At 34.0% G+C, this 18188-nt stretch carries 10 protein-coding genes; all 10 read right to left on the minus strand.

The features are described from left to right. Positions 1-2 precede the first annotated feature (2 nt). The 10 genes from ACEN2I_RS15825 to ACEN2I_RS15870 all read right to left on the minus strand — a co-directional run bounded on the left by ACEN2I_RS15825 (position 3) and on the right by ACEN2I_RS15870 (position 18114). Complete coding sequence (locus tag ACEN2I_RS15825; protein WP_441767072.1) at positions 3-3116, minus strand: SusC/RagA family TonB-linked outer membrane protein; 3114 nt, start codon at positions 3114-3116, stop codon at positions 3-5. A 464-nt stretch (positions 3117-3580) separates the two neighbouring features. Further along, positions 3581-4612, minus strand: a complete 1032-nt coding sequence (locus tag ACEN2I_RS15830) for a LacI family DNA-binding transcriptional regulator (RefSeq protein WP_441767073.1) — start codon at positions 4610-4612, stop codon at positions 3581-3583. 152 nt (positions 4613-4764) lie between these two features. Next, a complete protein-coding gene (locus tag ACEN2I_RS15835; RefSeq protein ID WP_441767074.1) occupies positions 4765-5280 on the minus strand; it encodes a phosphoheptose isomerase in 516 nt (171 codons plus the stop codon). 35 nt (positions 5281-5315) lie between these two features. Beyond that, on the minus strand, positions 5316-6257 hold the full coding sequence (locus tag ACEN2I_RS15840) for an ROK family protein (RefSeq protein ID WP_441767075.1): 942 nt from the start codon (positions 6255-6257) through the stop codon (positions 5316-5318). Between the two features lie 292 nt (positions 6258-6549). After that, on the minus strand, positions 6550-6681 hold the full coding sequence (locus ACEN2I_RS15845) for an SGNH/GDSL hydrolase family protein (protein WP_441767116.1): 132 nt from the start codon (positions 6679-6681) through the stop codon (positions 6550-6552). Further along, positions 6669-7196, minus strand: a complete 528-nt coding sequence (locus ACEN2I_RS15850) for a GDSL-type esterase/lipase family protein (RefSeq protein ID WP_441767076.1) — start codon at positions 7194-7196, stop codon at positions 6669-6671. The genes ACEN2I_RS15845 and ACEN2I_RS15850 overlap by 13 nt, the downstream gene beginning before the upstream one ends. 452 nt (positions 7197-7648) lie before the next feature. Beyond that, positions 7649-10897, minus strand: a complete 3249-nt coding sequence (locus tag ACEN2I_RS15855; RefSeq protein ID WP_441767077.1) for a TIM-barrel domain-containing protein — start codon at positions 10895-10897, stop codon at positions 7649-7651. Positions 10898-11007: 110 nt separating this feature from the next. Beyond that, a complete protein-coding gene (locus ACEN2I_RS15860; protein WP_441767078.1) occupies positions 11008-13548 on the minus strand; it encodes an RICIN domain-containing protein in 2541 nt (846 codons plus the stop codon). Positions 13549-13662: 114 nt separating this feature from the next. Further along, positions 13663-15777, minus strand: coding sequence for an RICIN domain-containing protein (locus ACEN2I_RS15865; RefSeq protein WP_441767079.1), 2115 nt, complete (start codon positions 15775-15777; stop codon positions 13663-13665). 18 nt (positions 15778-15795) lie between these two features. Beyond that, positions 15796-18114 carry an RICIN domain-containing protein gene (locus tag ACEN2I_RS15870; protein ID WP_441767080.1) on the minus strand — a complete coding sequence of 773 codons (2319 nt, stop codon included), beginning with the start codon at positions 18112-18114 and terminating at the stop codon, positions 15796-15798. Positions 18115-18188: the final 74 nt, after the last annotated feature.

Genomic DNA, 18188 nt, shown 5'->3' on the forward strand with positions numbered 1-18188 from the left:
TTTTAAAAGCTAATATCAATACCCATTCCGTAATAAGCCTGTGTTGGAAACGCTCTTCCGCTGTTAGCTCCTGAAGGAGACATGTTACTATTGAATTCAGAAAGCTCAGGATCCACAAATTTCACTTTTGATAACGTAAGCAGGTTTTGTCCCGAAACATACATACGGAAACGGCTCATACCTAATTTCTCAGTAACCTGATTTGGTAATGAATATCCTAACTGTACATTTTTAAGTCTGGCATAAGCGCCATCATATAAATACATATCTGATCCGTTTCTAAAGTTATTCGTATTAGATTGTGTACCATTATTTGCCAAACGCGGATATCGAGCATCCGGATTTTGTGGTGTCCAGTAATCCAACTGATGGGTGTACATGGTCATACCATAGTTATAATGAAATGGCTCAACTAGTTCACCTCTGATCATCATCGTTCTTTTTCCAACACCCTGAATAAAAATACTTAGATCGAAATTTTTGTAATCTGCCGTATAAGTTGCTCCAAATGTATATCGTGGAAAAGGATTACCAAAAATGAATTTGTCATTATCATCAATCTTTCCATCCTTATTAGCATCTACATAACGGTTGTCACCTGGCTGCACGGATAATCCATTAGGAACAGCAGCTCCCTGAATTTCTTCCCAATTTTGGAAATAGCCATCTCTTTTTAAACCAACGTATGAATTATATGGCAGCCCTTCACGAAGTAAAACCTGAAGTTCTTCTACACCTGTTAATCTTTCATCTCCACCACTATATTCAAGTACCTTGTTTTTAGAATCTCCAATATTCACCGTTAAACTTTGATTTAAAACTTTGCCTTTATGCCTGTAGGTGGCACTTATTTCCCATCCTCTATTTCCTAATTTAGCATCATTAAAATCCGGAAGATCCGTACCAAAAACTCCAGGAACCTGTGGCTTAACAAGGATATCCCTGGTTACTTTATCAAAATAATCGAAAGAGAAACTCAACGCACCTTGAAAGAAATCGGCCTCCAGACCAACATTCAATGTCGCAGCTTTTTCCCATTGAATATTAGCGTTCGAAAAGTTATATCCTGTTCCGGTTACACCAGAATTATTAAATGCGTATGCATTCTGGAAAGTAAAATAGGTTGTTTGATATTGAAAATCCCTAACATTCTGATTCCCTACAATTCCATAAGATGATTTTAGCTTAATATTACCCACCTTATCCCTGTAGTTTTCCATAAAGTTTTCTTTTGTAAGTGCATAACCTACTGTAGCTGCCGGAAAGAAACCCCATCTTATTTCTTCCCTGAATTTTGAAGAACCATCATATCTAAAGCTTACTTCTGCAAAATATTTATCATTATAATCGTATGTGGCGCGGCCAAACAGCGAATTAAGACTGTTTTTTGAAGAAGCTGAATTACCGTCAGGTTTAGTTCCGTTAGAGTTATATGAATCGTCACCAATAACTGTATCAGTTCCCGGAATTCCCAAATCCGGATCTGTAAATTTTTTATAAAGACCAATTGCTCTGTGTGAGTGATTTTCATTTGATACACCGATCATGGCACCTACGTTATGAACACCAGCAAAGCTTTTGTTAAATTCCACCATAAATTGAGTGTTCACGTCAAGACTTTTTGTGGTTTCATCCTTGGTATCACGGTCTGCACCGTAAACTCCTGATGGGGAAAAATCAAGTTGTTTTGTTCTGCTAAACATACTGCCGTTCCATAAACGTCCTCCAAATACACCTTTAACTTTTAGGAAGCTCGTCAATTTAAATTCTGCATTCAAAGAACCAAAAAGATCATCATTATCATATTTTCTAAAACCTCCCTGTTCTAAAATTCCTAAAGAGTTAAATTGCTGTAATACATCATTTGTCAGATAATTACCACTTTCATCTTTTTGTGTATAATATAATGGAACTCTGAAAGCATCTACCATTAAGGTACCGGTACTGGAAGAGTGATCTGTAATTTTTTGTTTTGCATACGCTAAACTAGATGTCAATTTAAATTTCCCAAACTCATTGGTAAGATTTATTCTGAAATTGTAGCGATCCATCCCCTTCTTTGGTCCTACAAAATTGCTTTCCTGACCTAAATATCCTAAAGAAACTAAATAAGTAGAATTTTCATTCCCGCCTGAAACAGAAAGATTTTGGTTTAACTGAAGCGCCGGTTTTACTATTTCTTCTGCAAACCACTCGGTATCCCCTTTCGCTTTAAGTTCAGCTATTTGATCTGAGGTAAATACCGCGTTTGCAGCATCAGAATTGTAAGCTGCCTCATTTCTCAACATTGCATTTTCATAACCATGAACTGGTTTGGTAAAATAAAATGGGTTATTATATCCTACAAGGCTACTATATTGCACAGTCATTGGCCTCCCTTTACTCCCTTTTTTAGTCGTAATAAGAACAACTCCATTATTAGCTCTTGATCCATAAATTGCAGCACTTCCTGCATCTTTTAATACAGAGACACTATCTATATCATTAGGATTCAAAGTATTAATATCTCCTCCTACAATTCCGTCAATTACAATCAAAGGACCATTGTTATTTAATGTACTAATTCCTCTGATATTAATATTTAAACCGGCACCCGGCTCAGAGTTGGTCTGCTGAATGATCAAACTAGGAGCTTTTCCCTGGAGTGCCTGAGTAGCATTAACGCTTGGTCTTCCTTCAAAAGCCTGACTATTTACCTGATCTATAGCGCCAATAACTTTTCTCTTTTTTTGAGTTCCATAAGCAACAACTACAACTTCCTCTAAACTTGACACATCCAGATCCATGGCAACATTTATGGAAGTCCTGTTATTTACTTTTACTTCGACTGGCTTATACCCAATCATAGTAAATCGCAATGTTGTGGTGCCGCTATTTACATTTATAGAGTAATGCCCATCAAAATCTGCATTAACTCCATTTCTAGGCTCACTTACATCAATAACCGAAACCCCTGGGAGAGATAAGTTATCTGATTTTGATATAATAACTCCGGTAACTTGTGTTTTTTGATTTTGGGCGGTCGAATAAACATATCCGCCAAAAAAGAGAATACTCGTAAGAAAGAAACGCATGAGAAGCATTCTTTTCTTTCTGCAATTTGATTGTTTCATCATAAAAATTTAAGGTTAGTTTTCCAGTAAATTAGTATTTAACTTTCCATATAACAGTTTTTAAAAATTCTAAAAACTATTATTAAAAAAGTGCAGCCAAAAAATAGTAAAGCTTGTTTTGAAGGTTAAAAGATCCGGTAAATCTTAAAATTAAAAGCTAAACAATTAATTAACAAACTAATTCATAGCAAACATACTAAAACGTTTTAGTAAAACAAAATTTTTTTTACTAAATATAAATTTTATGTTAATTTTATAAAGTATACTTTTAAATAGGATGGTAAATTGAATATAATTTAATGAAAGCCACCGAAAATGTTATCAATCCAGAAGAAAAATCAATCAAAAGAAAATCAAAAATCAATATCTAAAACCTGATACTGTCAGAAATTAAATAATAAAAAAACTGATAATCAAATTAAAATTGACAATCAGATTAGAAGATAGTTGTAAAAAGTTTTTTTAAGCTATATTATTTTCCTTAATGAAGATTCACGGATAATAAGTTCGGCACTAATCATGACTTTATGCACTGTTTCTGTTACATCTTTTTTCTTTAAAAGAGGCAGCATAATTTCCATCAGTTTAGTACTTATATCATTTAAAGGCTGAGAAACGGATGTAATGGTAGGGCTGTAAATTTTATACAGGTCATTATCATCAAAGGAAATAATTCCAAGATTATCTATTAAAGATGGATTGTTTTCCTTGAAAATTTCCAATCCGGTTTGTGTCAAATAATTCGTTGCAAAAAACACAGCATCTAAACTTGTCTCCTTCTCAAAGAATTTTCTTATATGCTCTTTTCCTTTTCCTTTATAAACTTCATTGTAAGGAATTTCAAGCGTTATTGATCTTAATCCATTTTCATTTACTGCTTTTAAATATCCTGAAAGACGACCTTGCATCTGACTCTGGTCTGGAGCAATAGTGATAAAACCAATGTTTTTAAATTGATTGTCAATCAAATGCTGTGTCGCATCAAAAGAGGCTTTTTCGTTATTTACCACAACACTATTGCAATCTAATCCTTCAAAAAATCTGTCTAACAATATAACAGGTATGTTGTCTTTTATTAAATTTTCAATAGTATCTTTTAAACCCGGTGAAGGTACAATAACAAAACCGTCAACCTGACGAAAATTAAATAAGCTGATAAGGTCTTTAGATTTCTCATCATCATTTTCATTACTGCAAAATATAACTTTATAGCCTTTATCGTATGCAATATCTTCAAAAATACGAGCCAATTTAGAAAAGAAATTATTTGAAATATCTTCAACCATAAAAACCAAAATTTTTGATTTGCCTGTACGTAAGCTTTGTGCAATTTGATTTGGCCTGTAGTTAATCAATTTTGCATAATCTAAAACCTTTTTAGTAAGCTCTTTAGAAATATGTTTCTCTTTTGCCTTACCGTTTAAAACAAATGATACTGTTGTAACAGAAATTTTTAGTTCGTCTGCAATATTTCTAATAGAAACAGGTTTTTTTTTCATTGAAGAATCATTTTAAATTTTAAACCATAAATTTGGTTCAAATATAGTAAAGTTATGGCGTATTGTTAAAATCTAATTTAGTGTAATTTAAACATTTATCAAAAAACCATATTAACTTTTTTTTATTTTTCTTCTATTAAAACAAATTGATTTTAACGGCCAAAATCATCCTGAATCCGTACAATATCATCCTCATCAGATGGATTATTTTGATCTGTGTGCTGCCAAATTTCTGCAACAATACCCCATGAATCTAAACCTACTAATCGATGACGCTCCCCTTTATCCATTTTAATAAAATCACCATTTTTAAGCGTTTTCAACTCTCCCTCAACATCTGTATTACTTATTTTTACTCCAACTGGACCCTCAACCACTTTCCAGATTTCCGATCTTCTAAAATGATATTGCCATGAAAGCCTGCTTTCTGGGGCTACCACTAATATTTTTGGACTTAATTTATTTGTAATTTGGACCTCATCAAGACTTAAGTGCGAAAAAAACTTAGATATAAAATCACCTGCCTGAGCTTCATCAATTACAAAAAAACCTCCCCATGGCCTCGTTTGATCTTCATTTATAATATTAAAACTACACTTTTCAATCTCATTTCTAATTTTATCAAACACTGTTGCTTTACTATCCTGATTTGAAATTTCTATATTCATTTTTGTATATTTTTTATTTAATAAATTAGACCAATCTAAAAAGAAGGCAGTTCTTCTTTAATTTTTTCCCAAAAGGCCTCATTAAAGAGATAGCTAGAACCTAACACACTGGTTTGTTCTGTGTTTTCAATAATACTTATTGATAAATTGATATTGTTTCTTTTTAAATTTTCTTTCAGTTTAGGTAAAAATAATCGGTATGATTTTGCAATATTTCCGCCAATTACCAGCAAATCAGCATCAAAATTAATTATATAGGGTGATAAAAAATCACCTAAATTATTTGCAAAGTCATCGAATATTTTTGCTGTTGAGTAATTTTCAATACTGGCAATTTCTTTTACGCCATCTGCTAGTTTTTCTCCGGTAGCTTTTTCATATTCATTTAAGAACCATCTTGTAGAAAAATAATTATCAGCGATACTATCTTTAAATTGTTTATCCCATAAGCAGCCATTATTCGGTACATTACTCCCTTGTGTTACAGGCAGTTTATTATCTAAAAAAGCAGCACCAAAACCAGTTCCTAAAGTAATTGCAACAACTTTATTATCACCTGCAGATTCTTGTTTAAGTGCTCCGCCTACTCCAAAACAACTGGCATCATTCAAAAATCTGAAACTAACATTTTTGGTACTTAAATATTTTAAAAGCTCATCTGAAACGGAAACATTATACAATGATTCATATTTGTCATTTCCTTCAAACATGGCTATTCCGGTTTGATACTGAAATGGACCCGGCATTGAAAAAGCAATTCCTATTGTTTCATCTGAAGAAAGTGTATGTGTTTCATAAAGTACCTTAATCGTTTGGTTAATTATGGCAACCCATTTTTGAATTATTTCTTCTTTAGAAGCTTTGCTGTCTACATCTCCACTAAAATATGTACCTTGAATTATTTTAAAATTATCGCTGTTTACAGCTGCACTGCTAATATGACTTCCACCTATATCTATACCTATTGTTACTGACATTTTTTAATTATTTTAATTATTTTAACTTTATAATCAATTATTAAATTCATTATCTTCTTATTATTCAACTTTTGTTAGCATACCTGATTTAGATTAAAATCAGTGTCAAACCTAAAAAGAAAGATACTTACCATTCGATACTATATTGTCATAAAACAATACTATTCTAATATAACAATAATTAAAAACTCTAAATATTACGTTTATCATCCGGTTTCAAATTATTGCTTCACTTTCAAAAATAACTTTCAGATTATTTTTTTAATAATTTTGAATTTTTTTTACAAATTGGTTACATAATAGCATATCCTTTTTCATTTGGATGTACACCATCTGTAGCAAGTCCTGCCTTTAATCCATTTTTATCATTGACCTTTGCTGAGAAATAATCTACATATTGAATTTTATTTTTTAATGATAAGATTTAAGGATATTATTTAGATCAATAACTTTTTGAGCCGGTTCAAGTTCTGGCCTCCAGGGAAAATCTATTGCAGGAGGAACTGAACAGATAATTACTTTGATATCATTTTGTTTTGCCAGTTCGCACATTGAAAAAATATTTCCTGAAGTGTTTTCTACTGAATAAGGTCCAGTATTTTGTGCAATGTCATGTATTCCGGCTAAAATAACGACTACGGCTGGTTTCAAATCAATAACATCTTGTCGAAAACGCAATAACATTTGAGGTTTTTTTTGGCCGCTTATCCCTCTGTTGATATAATTTTTAGTTTTAAAAAAATCCGGCCTTTTACTTAGCCATCTTTCTGTTATAGAATTTCCCATAAAAACTAGACAGTCATGCACTTTAGTATTTAAAATCGATATTTTAGAATTTTCTCCTTTATATCTGTTTAAATTTGGCCAGTCCTGAGCATATAAAGAGTTAATAAAAAACAGGATTAACAGGTGGTAATAAAAAAAAAGTTTGATTTTCATTCTAACACTATAAATTTATTTATAATAAAATTACTCTCTGTCTAATACAAAACATAAAATATTACATTCAAATCTTATTAAATTTCTTTTTTATTTACCAGTAAATCAAAATTTTAACTATAAAAAACGATTAATAAAATAAATTTTTAAATTATTTTATTTATTATCAAAGACGATACAAAGTGAGCAAATATACTAAAACGTTTTAGTATTCAAAATATTTCAAGTAATATTTTAAAAAAAAATTCTGAAGTAAATAGGTTGGCTGATAGCATTATTTATTAATCCCAGAAAATATTATAAAATATTGAGATAATTTATATTTACAAAATTTTTATAAATGGCAGACTTTTAGCAATTTGAAGAAAAAGGACAATAAAAAAGCCACATTTAAAAATGTGGCTTTTTTATTCAATATTTAAACTACGGAATCAAATATATAAGTCGATACATTAAATAGATGGAAAAAGGCTGACTCTGGCAATTTGATCAGATGAAAAATCTACTGAAAGCCCATCTCCATAACTTTCCTGAAAATATTCTAAACGAATTGGTAAAAGTCCTTTCTTTAAGGTCACTTCACCTCTCTTTTCATCAAAACCATGCAAACCATCATTATCAATAAGAAGCTGATTATTGATATAAAGTTTACTACCGTCATCAGAAGACATATAAAAAGTATAATTTCCATCTGCAGGAATATTTATGAATCCATTATAAACCAAACCGTAATTATTAGAATCATGTTTAATTTTGTTCAGATCAAAATCTGGAGCATAGCCTTTATCAACTGGTGTAAGTTTACTAAAATCAGGTATTTTATTCCATTTTCCTTTATACAAACTATAGTTTAAACCTGTTTTTTTATTGTAAAATATTTTTGAAATAACAGAGCTGCAAGAACCATCACCAGCCGGACAGGCAATTGCATTTACACGCGCCGGAACCGCAACTTCAAACGCCTTTGTATAAAACTGTGAATTGTATGTAGGTACAGAGCCATCTGTTGTATAATATATTTTATCAGAACCTTTTTGAACAAACTCTACTTTTGCTTTTTTCTCTGATTCTAAATCAGTTTCAGATGTTTTAAATTCTGGTCTTTCGGAGATAGTTCCATAATTTTTAAGAAATTTGTAATAAGGTTTATACACTTTATTTGTTTCGCTGATCGATTGAATTATCAAGAGCGCACTGTTCCAGCGATCTTCAAATCCATCAACTTCTTTTTTGATATCAGTAAGGTTATATTCCAGATTTTGACCAAATTGAGAAAGTGACATTATTTCAAAAGGACTGTATAATCCATCATTCCAATCATTCAACAAGCGAAATGTTTCGAAATTTTTCATGTATTTAATCTGCCCTTTTTTAGCTGAAAGAAGCTGTTGATCATAATCCGGGAATTGTACCTCAATCGAAACTGTTTTATTCGTTGGAGATTCCGGTACATAAACATGTGTTTCAAAATCATTTCCAGCGTATGACCAGCTTCCAACTTTAGCTTCTGCACTATAAGGAATATTTTGTCCGTTCACAGATACTGTTATTGGGGGAAACGAGCACGGAAAACGAAGTTCATACCCTCTTGAGGCCAGCATTCCCGGAAATGATCCTTCTACAGGTGCTATTACAATATTCATTTTATTTCCTGTTTGTTGTGAAGTTACAGGTGTATAAGTAAAAGCATTTTTCTTAAAATTATTATTATTGCCTTCATCTTCATACAACTTAAGAGCGCCTTTTTTACCTGGATAGAAAGAAAGAATTAATGGATTAAGCGGTTTTTCGTCTGTTCTTTCGACTTTTGTCTGCATCGGAATAATGGCTCCTTCTTTTACAAAAACAGGAATATCCCCCAAAGTAAAAGGCATGGTTACTTTTTTACCACCATTTATTATACTACCTGTACTGCATTCGTACCATTTGCCCTCTGGTAGCCATGTTTCGTGTGACAAAGCAACATTATCTTTCTCAATAGGTTTCGTAATAGGGTTTACAATCATATCCCGGCCAAACATATATTGATTTGGTATAGAATAGGCATTTTCATCTTTTGGATAATCATAGTACATGGGATGAACTGTAGAAACTCCGGTTTCATAAGTATTACGTGCTTCATTGTATAAATAAGGCACAAGAGAATACCGAAGCAGATAGGCTTCTCTCATAATAAGAAAGTTGTCAAGAGGATAAGCCCAAATACGTCTTTCATGCTGTGGTGCTGCAGTAGCATGCGTTCTGAAAATCGGACTAAACACCCCCCATTGAATCCATCTTGTATATAGTTCCGCTGTTCCAGCATCACCCTGATGTCCGCCAATATCATGACTCCAGTACCCAAATCCTACATTGGCAGCAGTAGCAGTAAAATAGGGCTGATAATTTAGCGATTCCCAGGTGACATGTGTATCTCCTGAAAATCCGATTTGATATCTGTGATTTCCTAGGCCTCCCCAACGGTGAAATATAAGAGGACGCACTTTGTTTTGGCGTTCCATGTCACTGTAATGCACATAATTTAAGTAAAAAGTAGGGTTAACTCCTGGTATATTAGTGCTGCCCCATTGCTGCCAGTCCAACCACCAAAAGTCTACACCTGCTTTTTCAATAGGATGCAACACCAGATTCATATAATTGGTAGCGAATTTTTTATCTGTAATATCAAAAGGTACATATTTTTTTGTAGCCGGATCAATTCCCATTGCTTTGGCCATTTCAGGATATGCCTCTTCATAAGGTTGTATACCTGATGCCGGATGTAAATTTAAACAGGTTTTGAGATGCTGCTCATTTGTCCATTTTAAAAACTTTTCAGGTGAAGGAAACAAATTTCTATTCCATGTAAATCCAGTCCAGCCAGAATCTTCTCCGGCCTGGTCTCTTTGTCTCTGGCCATTTTTGAAAAACTCAGGCAATGATTTTACGTGCCAGTCCATATCAATTACAAATACATCAAGCGGGACATCATGCATTTTGAATTCGCCAACAAGATCACGGAATTCAGTGTCTGAATACTCTCTGTATCTCGACCACCATGCACCAAAGGCGAATCGTGGCGGCATAGCGATTTTACCTGCAATATCGGTGTAATCCTTTAAGGCCTTTTTATAATCGGAATCATAAGCAAAAAGATACAAATCCTGATGTTTATCTCCGGGACGAGCCATTACCCAATTCCATTCTGAATTATCAAAAAGCGGGCGCTCGCTGTCGTCTATCAAATACCATCCATCGCGTGAAATGATACCTTGTTCCAGTTCTTTAGCCGGACCATCAACCCCATCCAAAGTACGTGTTGTGCCCAAAAGGTTTTTATTATTTGGCAATCCTGGTTTCCATGTTGTAGTTTTACCATTTACAATAAAATCTACACTCAGATTTTTATCGGAAAACTTGCCTGAACCTTTTTTATATTTAAGCTTAACAACGTCGGTAACAATTTGCAATTCACCTTTAGTCTCTTTTTTAGTAAATTTAGGTACAGGAAGATTTCGATTTACAAAAGTTAAGGAAGCATTGTCTGCGAACTTACCATCAGCACTCCATTCCATACGAATTACACGTGGTGAAAGTACTGTAAACCTAGTATTACCTGATACTATCGTTGCCAATGGGTTTGCTTCAGGTTTGTATTCCTGAGCAGATAAAACTGCTGAAGCAAAACTAAAAATTGTAACTAAAAATTGTTTTGTTTTCATATTCTATTTTAAAAATTAATTTTAAATAAATATTTCAAATCATTTCATCTAAAATAATGGCTATTTAGGATTCAACGATTTTATTTGAAGTATTTATTTTTCTTTTAGGTTTATTTTTTTATAAATTTCTTTATATATCTGGTACCATTTACTTGAATATGCACTATGTAAATACCTGATTTCAAATTTCCTACATAAAGATCGTTGTAATATTTTAGAGGATTATTCAAAAGTCTGCCTTGCATATCATAAATTTTTATATCTGCAGATGATAAATCAATATCCGACATAATATGCAATATCTGATCAACAGGATTTGCTATAATAATTTCTAGGTTTGACTGCAAATTATCAATACCTAAAGTAGTTTCATAAAATTGTGACTTAGATATCACTTCTCTTCCCTGTAGAAAACTTGACCATTCCAATTTGCAGTTAGCAGCACTAGTGTTTTCAAAATATTCTAATTTGATATTGTATTTCTGACCAGCTAAAAGGAAAATTCTACCTCTGTTTTCTCCTGTGTCATCAAGCCATTTATCAATAATTAATTGGTTATTAATCCATAGTCTTCTTCCATTATTACTGGTCACGTAAAAAGTATATTCTCCACTATATTTTGGCTGTATCTGGCCTGTCCAGCGTGCTGTGAAACGATCTGGATTTACACTTGGATCCGGAGATCCGAATCCCCAGTCAAAATTAATAGCAGAATCTACCCTGCTATATACTTGTGTTTCAAAATTCATTCCGTTGAAATAGTTTCCTTTCAAACCTGTTCCGCTACCAATTATTGGGTTAACATCCGGCATTAAGTCCAGTTTCCAGCGTTGTGCATTGTTATCAAGATCTGTCCACTGTTGAATATTAGTTCCTGGTTCCGAAAGATCATTGTCTACATCAAGACATTTATTTGTGCCTTTATGGGTTATTTTATAATAACCATCAGGCATTAAATCCAGTTTCCAGCGCTGGGCATCATTATCAGTATCATCCCATTGTTGTACATTGGCACCATCATTAGCACTATTATTATCAACATCTAAAACCTGATTCGTCCCTTTGTGTTTCAACTGATAAAAACCGTCACTTTCGAGAGTGATATACCAACGCTGAGCATCAACATTACCACTATCAGTCCACTGATGTATATTAGCACCTGGTGTTATAAGATCTCTGTCTACACTTATCACCTGATTTGTTCCTTTGTGGGTTAATTTATATAATCCTCCGGAAACAATTGGCGCTTGAATTAATTCTAATTTCCAACGCTGTCCGTCGCTTCCATTGTCAGTATTTTGTTTCACATTGGCTAAAGGAGTAGTACTGTTTTGATCTACATCCAGACATTGGCTTGTTCCCTTATGCGTGATCTTAAAGTAACCATCTGTCATCGCTTCCAAATTCCAATATTGAGCATCAGAATCAGTGCTTGTACCTTGCTGCACATTTACTTCAGGCTGATTACTTCCATTTGAAACTTCTAAACTTTGATTGGTATTTTTATGGGTCAATTTATAAAAACCATTCGATTCAAGTGAAATAACCCAACGTTGTGAATCGTTCCCGTTATCGGTATTTTGCTGTATATTAGTGCCTGGCTGGGTGCTATTGTTTGCTGCTTCTAAACACTGATTCGTGCCTTTGTGTAACAATTTATAAACACCACCCGAAACAATTTGAGATACCTGCAATGATGAGCATGTATTATCCGGTACTCTTGGATTAACTCCATAATTGGTCATGTTTACAGGTTCAATTAAATCATTTTCATTAAAATACATGTGATCAATCGCAATTTTTCTGTCTCCGCTTGATGCGCTTTCATAACGATGGTATACGATGTAATACTCATCGCAATCCCCTATTTTTATGACAGAATGATGTCCTGGCCCCTTGTCTTGTGAATTAGAACTCAGTACAGTGCCCTGATATGTCCAGGGTCCGATAGGAGAATTGGAAGTTGAGTATTGTACATTATAGGAATCATTACCCCAATAACCATTTGAATACATCATATAATAAATCCCTTTACGCTTTACCATATAAGGCCCTTCGGTATAATTTTGAGGCGTTATATTTGTAGAACCAGAGGACAAAGTAACCATATCAGGATTTAATTTACGAACCGCTAATTTGCTTTTCCCTGATCCTCCATAATAAATATAGGTCTGACCATCGTCATCTGTAAATACCATGGCATCAATAATATCATCTGTAAATGGATCTGTTGCAATAAGCGGAGCACCTATATCTGTAAAAGGACCTAATGGAGAATCACCCACAGCAACTCCAATTTTGACTTCGGCAGTATAATAGAAATAGTATTTATTATTTCGGTATGCTAATCCGGGAGCCCAGCCATTATTTTCTGCCCAGCTGCATTGAGGACCAATATCAAAAATAACCCCTTCATCTGTCCAGTTTGTCAAATCTACTGATGAATAAGCATGGAATTGTTTTCCTGCTGACGCTGTAGGATAGATGTAATATTTATTATTAAAATAATGAATTTCGGGATCTGCACCGGAAAATAACGGATTACCGCTCAACTGTGCGTGTAGAGGCGCAACCAAACTTATAAATATGAAAAAGACCGCAAGACGTAACTGGCCAAATATTTTATATTTTTTTTGTATAATTCTCATCATAATTTTAATTTTAAAACATCCCTAAAAGTTATCTTTTCTATAATCGAACTTTACAAGAGTATTTTTAGAGATGTTTAGATTAACTTAATTGTTTTTTTTTAAACAAGTTTTATGTTATTTTTTAATAAATTGTTTTGTCATTTTTTCTCCGTCTTTCTCAAAAACAGCAAAATAAATTCCTGTCGTTAAACCCGAAACATCTAAACTGTTATCTTTCGTTTTTTGCTCTAAAACCAGGTTTCCTGCTTGAGAAAAAACACGAACCTGAATTCCTTTCATCTCGGGTGTAAAAAAAAGCATGTTTTTTACTGGATTTGGGTATATATTTAAAGCCGTTTCCACAGCATCGGTTTTTCCTTTTAAATTACCTGATTTAGCAGTACTTGCTGTAGGTTTTATTAAATCCATTTTCCAGCGTTGTGCGTCATTGCCATTATCTGTGTATTGGTGTACATTTGTTCCTGGCTCCGCTAGATTATTCACAACATCAAGACATAAACTAGTATTTTTGTGGGTAAGTTTGAAATAGCCATCCGGCATCAAATCAATTTTCCAACGCTGTGCATTAGTACCAAGATCTGTCCATTGCTGCACATTGGCTCCAGCCTGACTGCTATTGTTATCCACATCCAATACCTGATTGGTTCCTCTATGAGTCAATTTATAAAAACCATCTGCTTCTTTTGTAATTACCCAACGCTGTGCATCCGTTTCATTTGGGTTATGCTGCTGCACATTTGCACCCTGCTGTGTGCTTCCTCCGCTTACATCAAGTCTTTGGTTAGTTCCTTTATGAGTTAGTCTGTAAACACCTCCAGAAACAATTGGAACTTCTATTAAATCGAATTTCCATCGTTGTGCATCATTATTGGTATTAGGATTATCTACCCATTGCTGTACATTAGCTCCTGATTGATTACTATTATTATCTACATCCAAAGATTGATTGGTTCCCTTGTGGGTCAATTTATAATACCCATCAGACATCTTTTCAATTTTCCAACGTTGAGCATTTGTACCAAGATCTGTCCATTGTTGTACATTGGCTCCAGACTGACTGCTATTATTATCAACGTCTAAAACCTGAGCTGTTCCTTTATGCGTTAATTTATAAAAACCATCAGCCTCCAGTGTAATAATCCAACGCTGTGCATCGTTTCCATTATCTATACTTTGCTGCACATTCGCTCCCGATTGGCTTCCGTTGTTGTAAACATCCAAACATTGATTCGTTCCTTTGTGCGTTAACTTATAAATACCTCCCGAAACGATACTTTGTGTAGGGCAGGATTGATCTGGGATTCTAGGTGCAACTCCATAATTGGTCATATTAACAGGATCAATCAAATCGGCGGAATTGAAATACATTCTGTCGATAGCAATTTTTCTGTCACCCGATGTGCCATTTTCATACCTGTGATACACCATGTAATATTCATCACAGTTTCCTATTTTTAATACTCCATGATGTCCGGGACCTTTGTCTTCTGAGTTTGAACTTAATATTTTTCCTCTATAGGTCCATGGCCCCATAGGTGAAGTTGAAGTAGAATATTGCACATTATACGTGTCATTAAACCAGGATCCATTAGAATAGGTCATATAATAAATTCCTTTTCTCTTTACCATATAAGGAGCTTCGGTATAATTTTGAGGTGTGATATCTGTAGGGCCAGTTGCCAATGAAATCATATCCGGATTTAATTTACGCACCACCATTCTGCTTTTGCCTGAACCTCCATAATAAATATAGGCTTGTCCGTCATCGTCAACAAAAACATTGGCATCAATAATATCATCGGTGTAAGGATCTGTACCAATAAGTGGTGACCCAATATCTGTAAAAGGACCAATAGGTGTATTACCCACAGCCAAGCCTATTTTGGTTTCGGCAGTATAATAGAAATAGTATTTATTATTTCTAAAAACTACAGCCGGAGCCCAGCCGTTATATTGTGCCCAGGGACTATCCGGAAAAAGATCAAAAATAAGACCTTCATCAACCCAGTTGGTTAAATCATTTGAAGAATACGCATGAAACTGTGTGCCGTAAATAGCAGTAGTATAGATGTAATATTTATTGTTAAAGTAATGAATCTCAGGATCAGCTCCTGTAAATAAAGGATTTCCGCTAAGCTGTGCCTGAACAGGAATTGCAAAACTTATAAACATTAAAAATGCGGTAAAACGCAATCTGAATTTATCAATCTGATTATATATTTGTATCATAATTTCTAGTGTTTGGTGTTATTTTTTAATGAATCGCTTGGTTATTTTCGCCCCATCTTTTTCGAAAACTATAAAATAAGTTCCCGTTGCTAACCCTGAAACATCCAAATTATTTTCTGCTATTTTTTGTTGCGAAACGGAATTTCCCATCGCAGAAAAAACACTTACCTGAGTTCCTGCCATTTGGGTTGTAAAGAATAGTGTGTTTTCGACTGGATTTGGATATAGATTTACAGGCATTGTCTCCTCTTCTTTTTCTGCTTTCAATGTTGAATTAGCGAATTTGGCTGTACCAATGGTAATCAATTTCCATTGACCGCTTGATTGATTTAAATCTTCCCATTGTTGAACATTTCCTCCGCTTACAATACTAAAACCAGATACCTCAACTAATTTCCCACTATGTTTGGCTATCAATTTGTAATAACCATCACCTGTTGACACTGCTGTAAATTGCTGGTTGGCCGCTCCAACATAAGACCATTGATGAACATTGGCTCCGTTGTCTACACTCACTCCAGAAATATCTATTGCCTTACCACTATTAACAGCTTGAATTTCATAAGCTCCATCTCCCACATCGATGAATTTAAATTGTTGATTAGTAGCTCCTGTATAATTTCCTTGTGCTATATTGCCACCATCAGTAGTACTAAGTCCCCAAACATCCATATACAATCCGCTGTTACGATTCTGTAGATAGTAGGTTTTGTTTCCTAAACTAGGTACATTAGTGCTAATACGCAAAGATGTAGTTCTGTCATTCCAATCACCAGCCCAATCTGTAGTTGATGTAAACTCTTTTGAAGCTCCTGTAAAATTATCTCCATCATAAACTGTTACTTTATATCCTTCAGTGATTTTCAAAGAAGTAATATCATTATCTAATATCCCTTTGGCTTGGAGTTGAGCTAAAGTATAATCTCCAATATTCAGACCTGCTGTATAACCTCCAAAATTTACATCTTGATACACATTGACTAAAGAACTGTTGGTATCAACTATTTTTAAGGAAGAAATCCTGTCATTCCAATCATTAAGCCATGCGGAATTTGCTGTAAATATTTTGGAAGCTCCCCCGAAATTATCATTCTCATAAACCGTAACCACATAACCTGCTGGAATGGTTAGAGATGTGATATCATTATCAGAAATACCTCTAGCCTGAAGTTGTGCCAAAGTATACGTCCCTGTTGAAAGCTGGGAATAAAAACCCCCGTAATTAATATTCTGGTATGCATGAACCTTGTTTAAACTGGCAACCGACTCAAACAAATGCAAACCAGCAGATTGAGTAGATAAGTCAATCGTTCCTGTTGGTAATGAATCCCAATAGGAGTTAATTAAATAGTTAGATTTATTAACCGCTTTCGCCCATACATAATTGCTGGTATAATTGATTACGCCTAAATATCGGTCTTTTTGAGCTTGCGTTAAATTCCCCATACGGACAAACTCTACAAACCTCTTCGCAAAAATCCCTTTAAATAAACCACCATCTCCCTGTCCATTTTCGTTCAGGAAAAATACGCCTCCATTATAATTTCTGTAATTCATCATAAACTCACATGCCTTGATCCCATCATCTATATAAGACTGTGTACCTGTAGCAAGATTAAGTTCTAAACTAGCAGCGATAAACATCCCTGAATTATATGAGAATTGCCAATCAGGATCCATATTTGTTGGTGAATCCCAAATTCCGCCCTGAATATTAAAAACGTTGACTTTCATCCAGGTATGAATGTCTTTTGCCATCTGCAGGTTGTTATTATCCCCTTCTAATTGGTATAATTTTACCGCAATTACGATGGCAGGACCATTTGCAATTGAATTTTTACAAGGTATCGTACATCCTTTTTTCCAAGACATCGCACCATTTGCATATCCGGTTTTAATTTCTGTCCACATTTGATGAACTGCATCTAAAAATTCAGGATCTTTTGTTGCATTATAGCAATTAAAACTCGCTAGACAAAGCCATTCCAGATCATCATAAAAATCATTGTGATATGTTCCTGCACCATACGAATTGTATTTTCTAATTCCTGCAATAATGCTTTTCATTCGGTCTTTATAAACAGAATTACGGGTTCTTTGGTAGGCATCTGCTAGAGTTTCCAACGTATGTGCCTGTATCCAATACCCATAACCATAAGGATCATTATCTGAGGCACTGTTATGCTTATAGTAACTTTTGTCGGCAGACATAAAAATAGTATTCGTACCATTCTGTAAATTTTCTGCCCTTTGATCAGCTGTTTGTGCCAATAAATTAGAAACAAATATCAAAAAGAATACTGAACATACGTTTCTAATTTTAAATAGATTCTTCATAATTTACTTTTTTAAGATTAATGACTAAATATTAAATGATGTAAATAAAAAAGCCTTAACTAAACCAACTTAAT

The organism is Flavobacterium sp. W22_SRS_FK3 (assembly GCF_052113665.1).
Lineage (GTDB): Bacteria > Bacteroidota > Bacteroidia > Flavobacteriales > Flavobacteriaceae > Flavobacterium.

What these genes read in the sequence shown, in the direction of transcription:
- ACEN2I_RS15835 (WP_441767074.1), bottom strand. Translation starts at nt 5,280, where the DNA reads ATGAATATAGAAATTTCAAATCAGGATAGTAAAGCAACAGTGTTTGAT.
- ACEN2I_RS15870 (WP_441767080.1), bottom strand. Translation starts at nt 18,114, where the DNA reads ATGAAGAATCTATTTAAAATTAGAAACGTATGTTCAGTATTCTTTTTG.
- ACEN2I_RS15850 (WP_441767076.1), bottom strand. Translation starts at nt 7,196, where the DNA reads ATGAAAATCAAACTTTTTTTTTATTACCACCTGTTAATCCTGTTTTTT.
- ACEN2I_RS15860 (WP_441767078.1), bottom strand. Translation starts at nt 13,548, where the DNA reads ATGATGAGAATTATACAAAAAAAATATAAAATATTTGGCCAGTTACGT.
- ACEN2I_RS15825 (WP_441767072.1), bottom strand. Translation starts at nt 3,116, where the DNA reads ATGATGAAACAATCAAATTGCAGAAAGAAAAGAATGCTTCTCATGCGT.
- ACEN2I_RS15865 (WP_441767079.1), bottom strand. Translation starts at nt 15,777, where the DNA reads ATGATACAAATATATAATCAGATTGATAAATTCAGATTGCGTTTTACC.
- ACEN2I_RS15855 (WP_441767077.1), bottom strand. Translation starts at nt 10,897, where the DNA reads ATGAAAACAAAACAATTTTTAGTTACAATTTTTAGTTTTGCTTCAGCA.
- ACEN2I_RS15840 (WP_441767075.1), bottom strand. Translation starts at nt 6,257, where the DNA reads ATGTCAGTAACAATAGGTATAGATATAGGTGGAAGTCATATTAGCAGT.
- ACEN2I_RS15830 (WP_441767073.1), bottom strand. Translation starts at nt 4,612, where the DNA reads ATGAAAAAAAAACCTGTTTCTATTAGAAATATTGCAGACGAACTAAAA.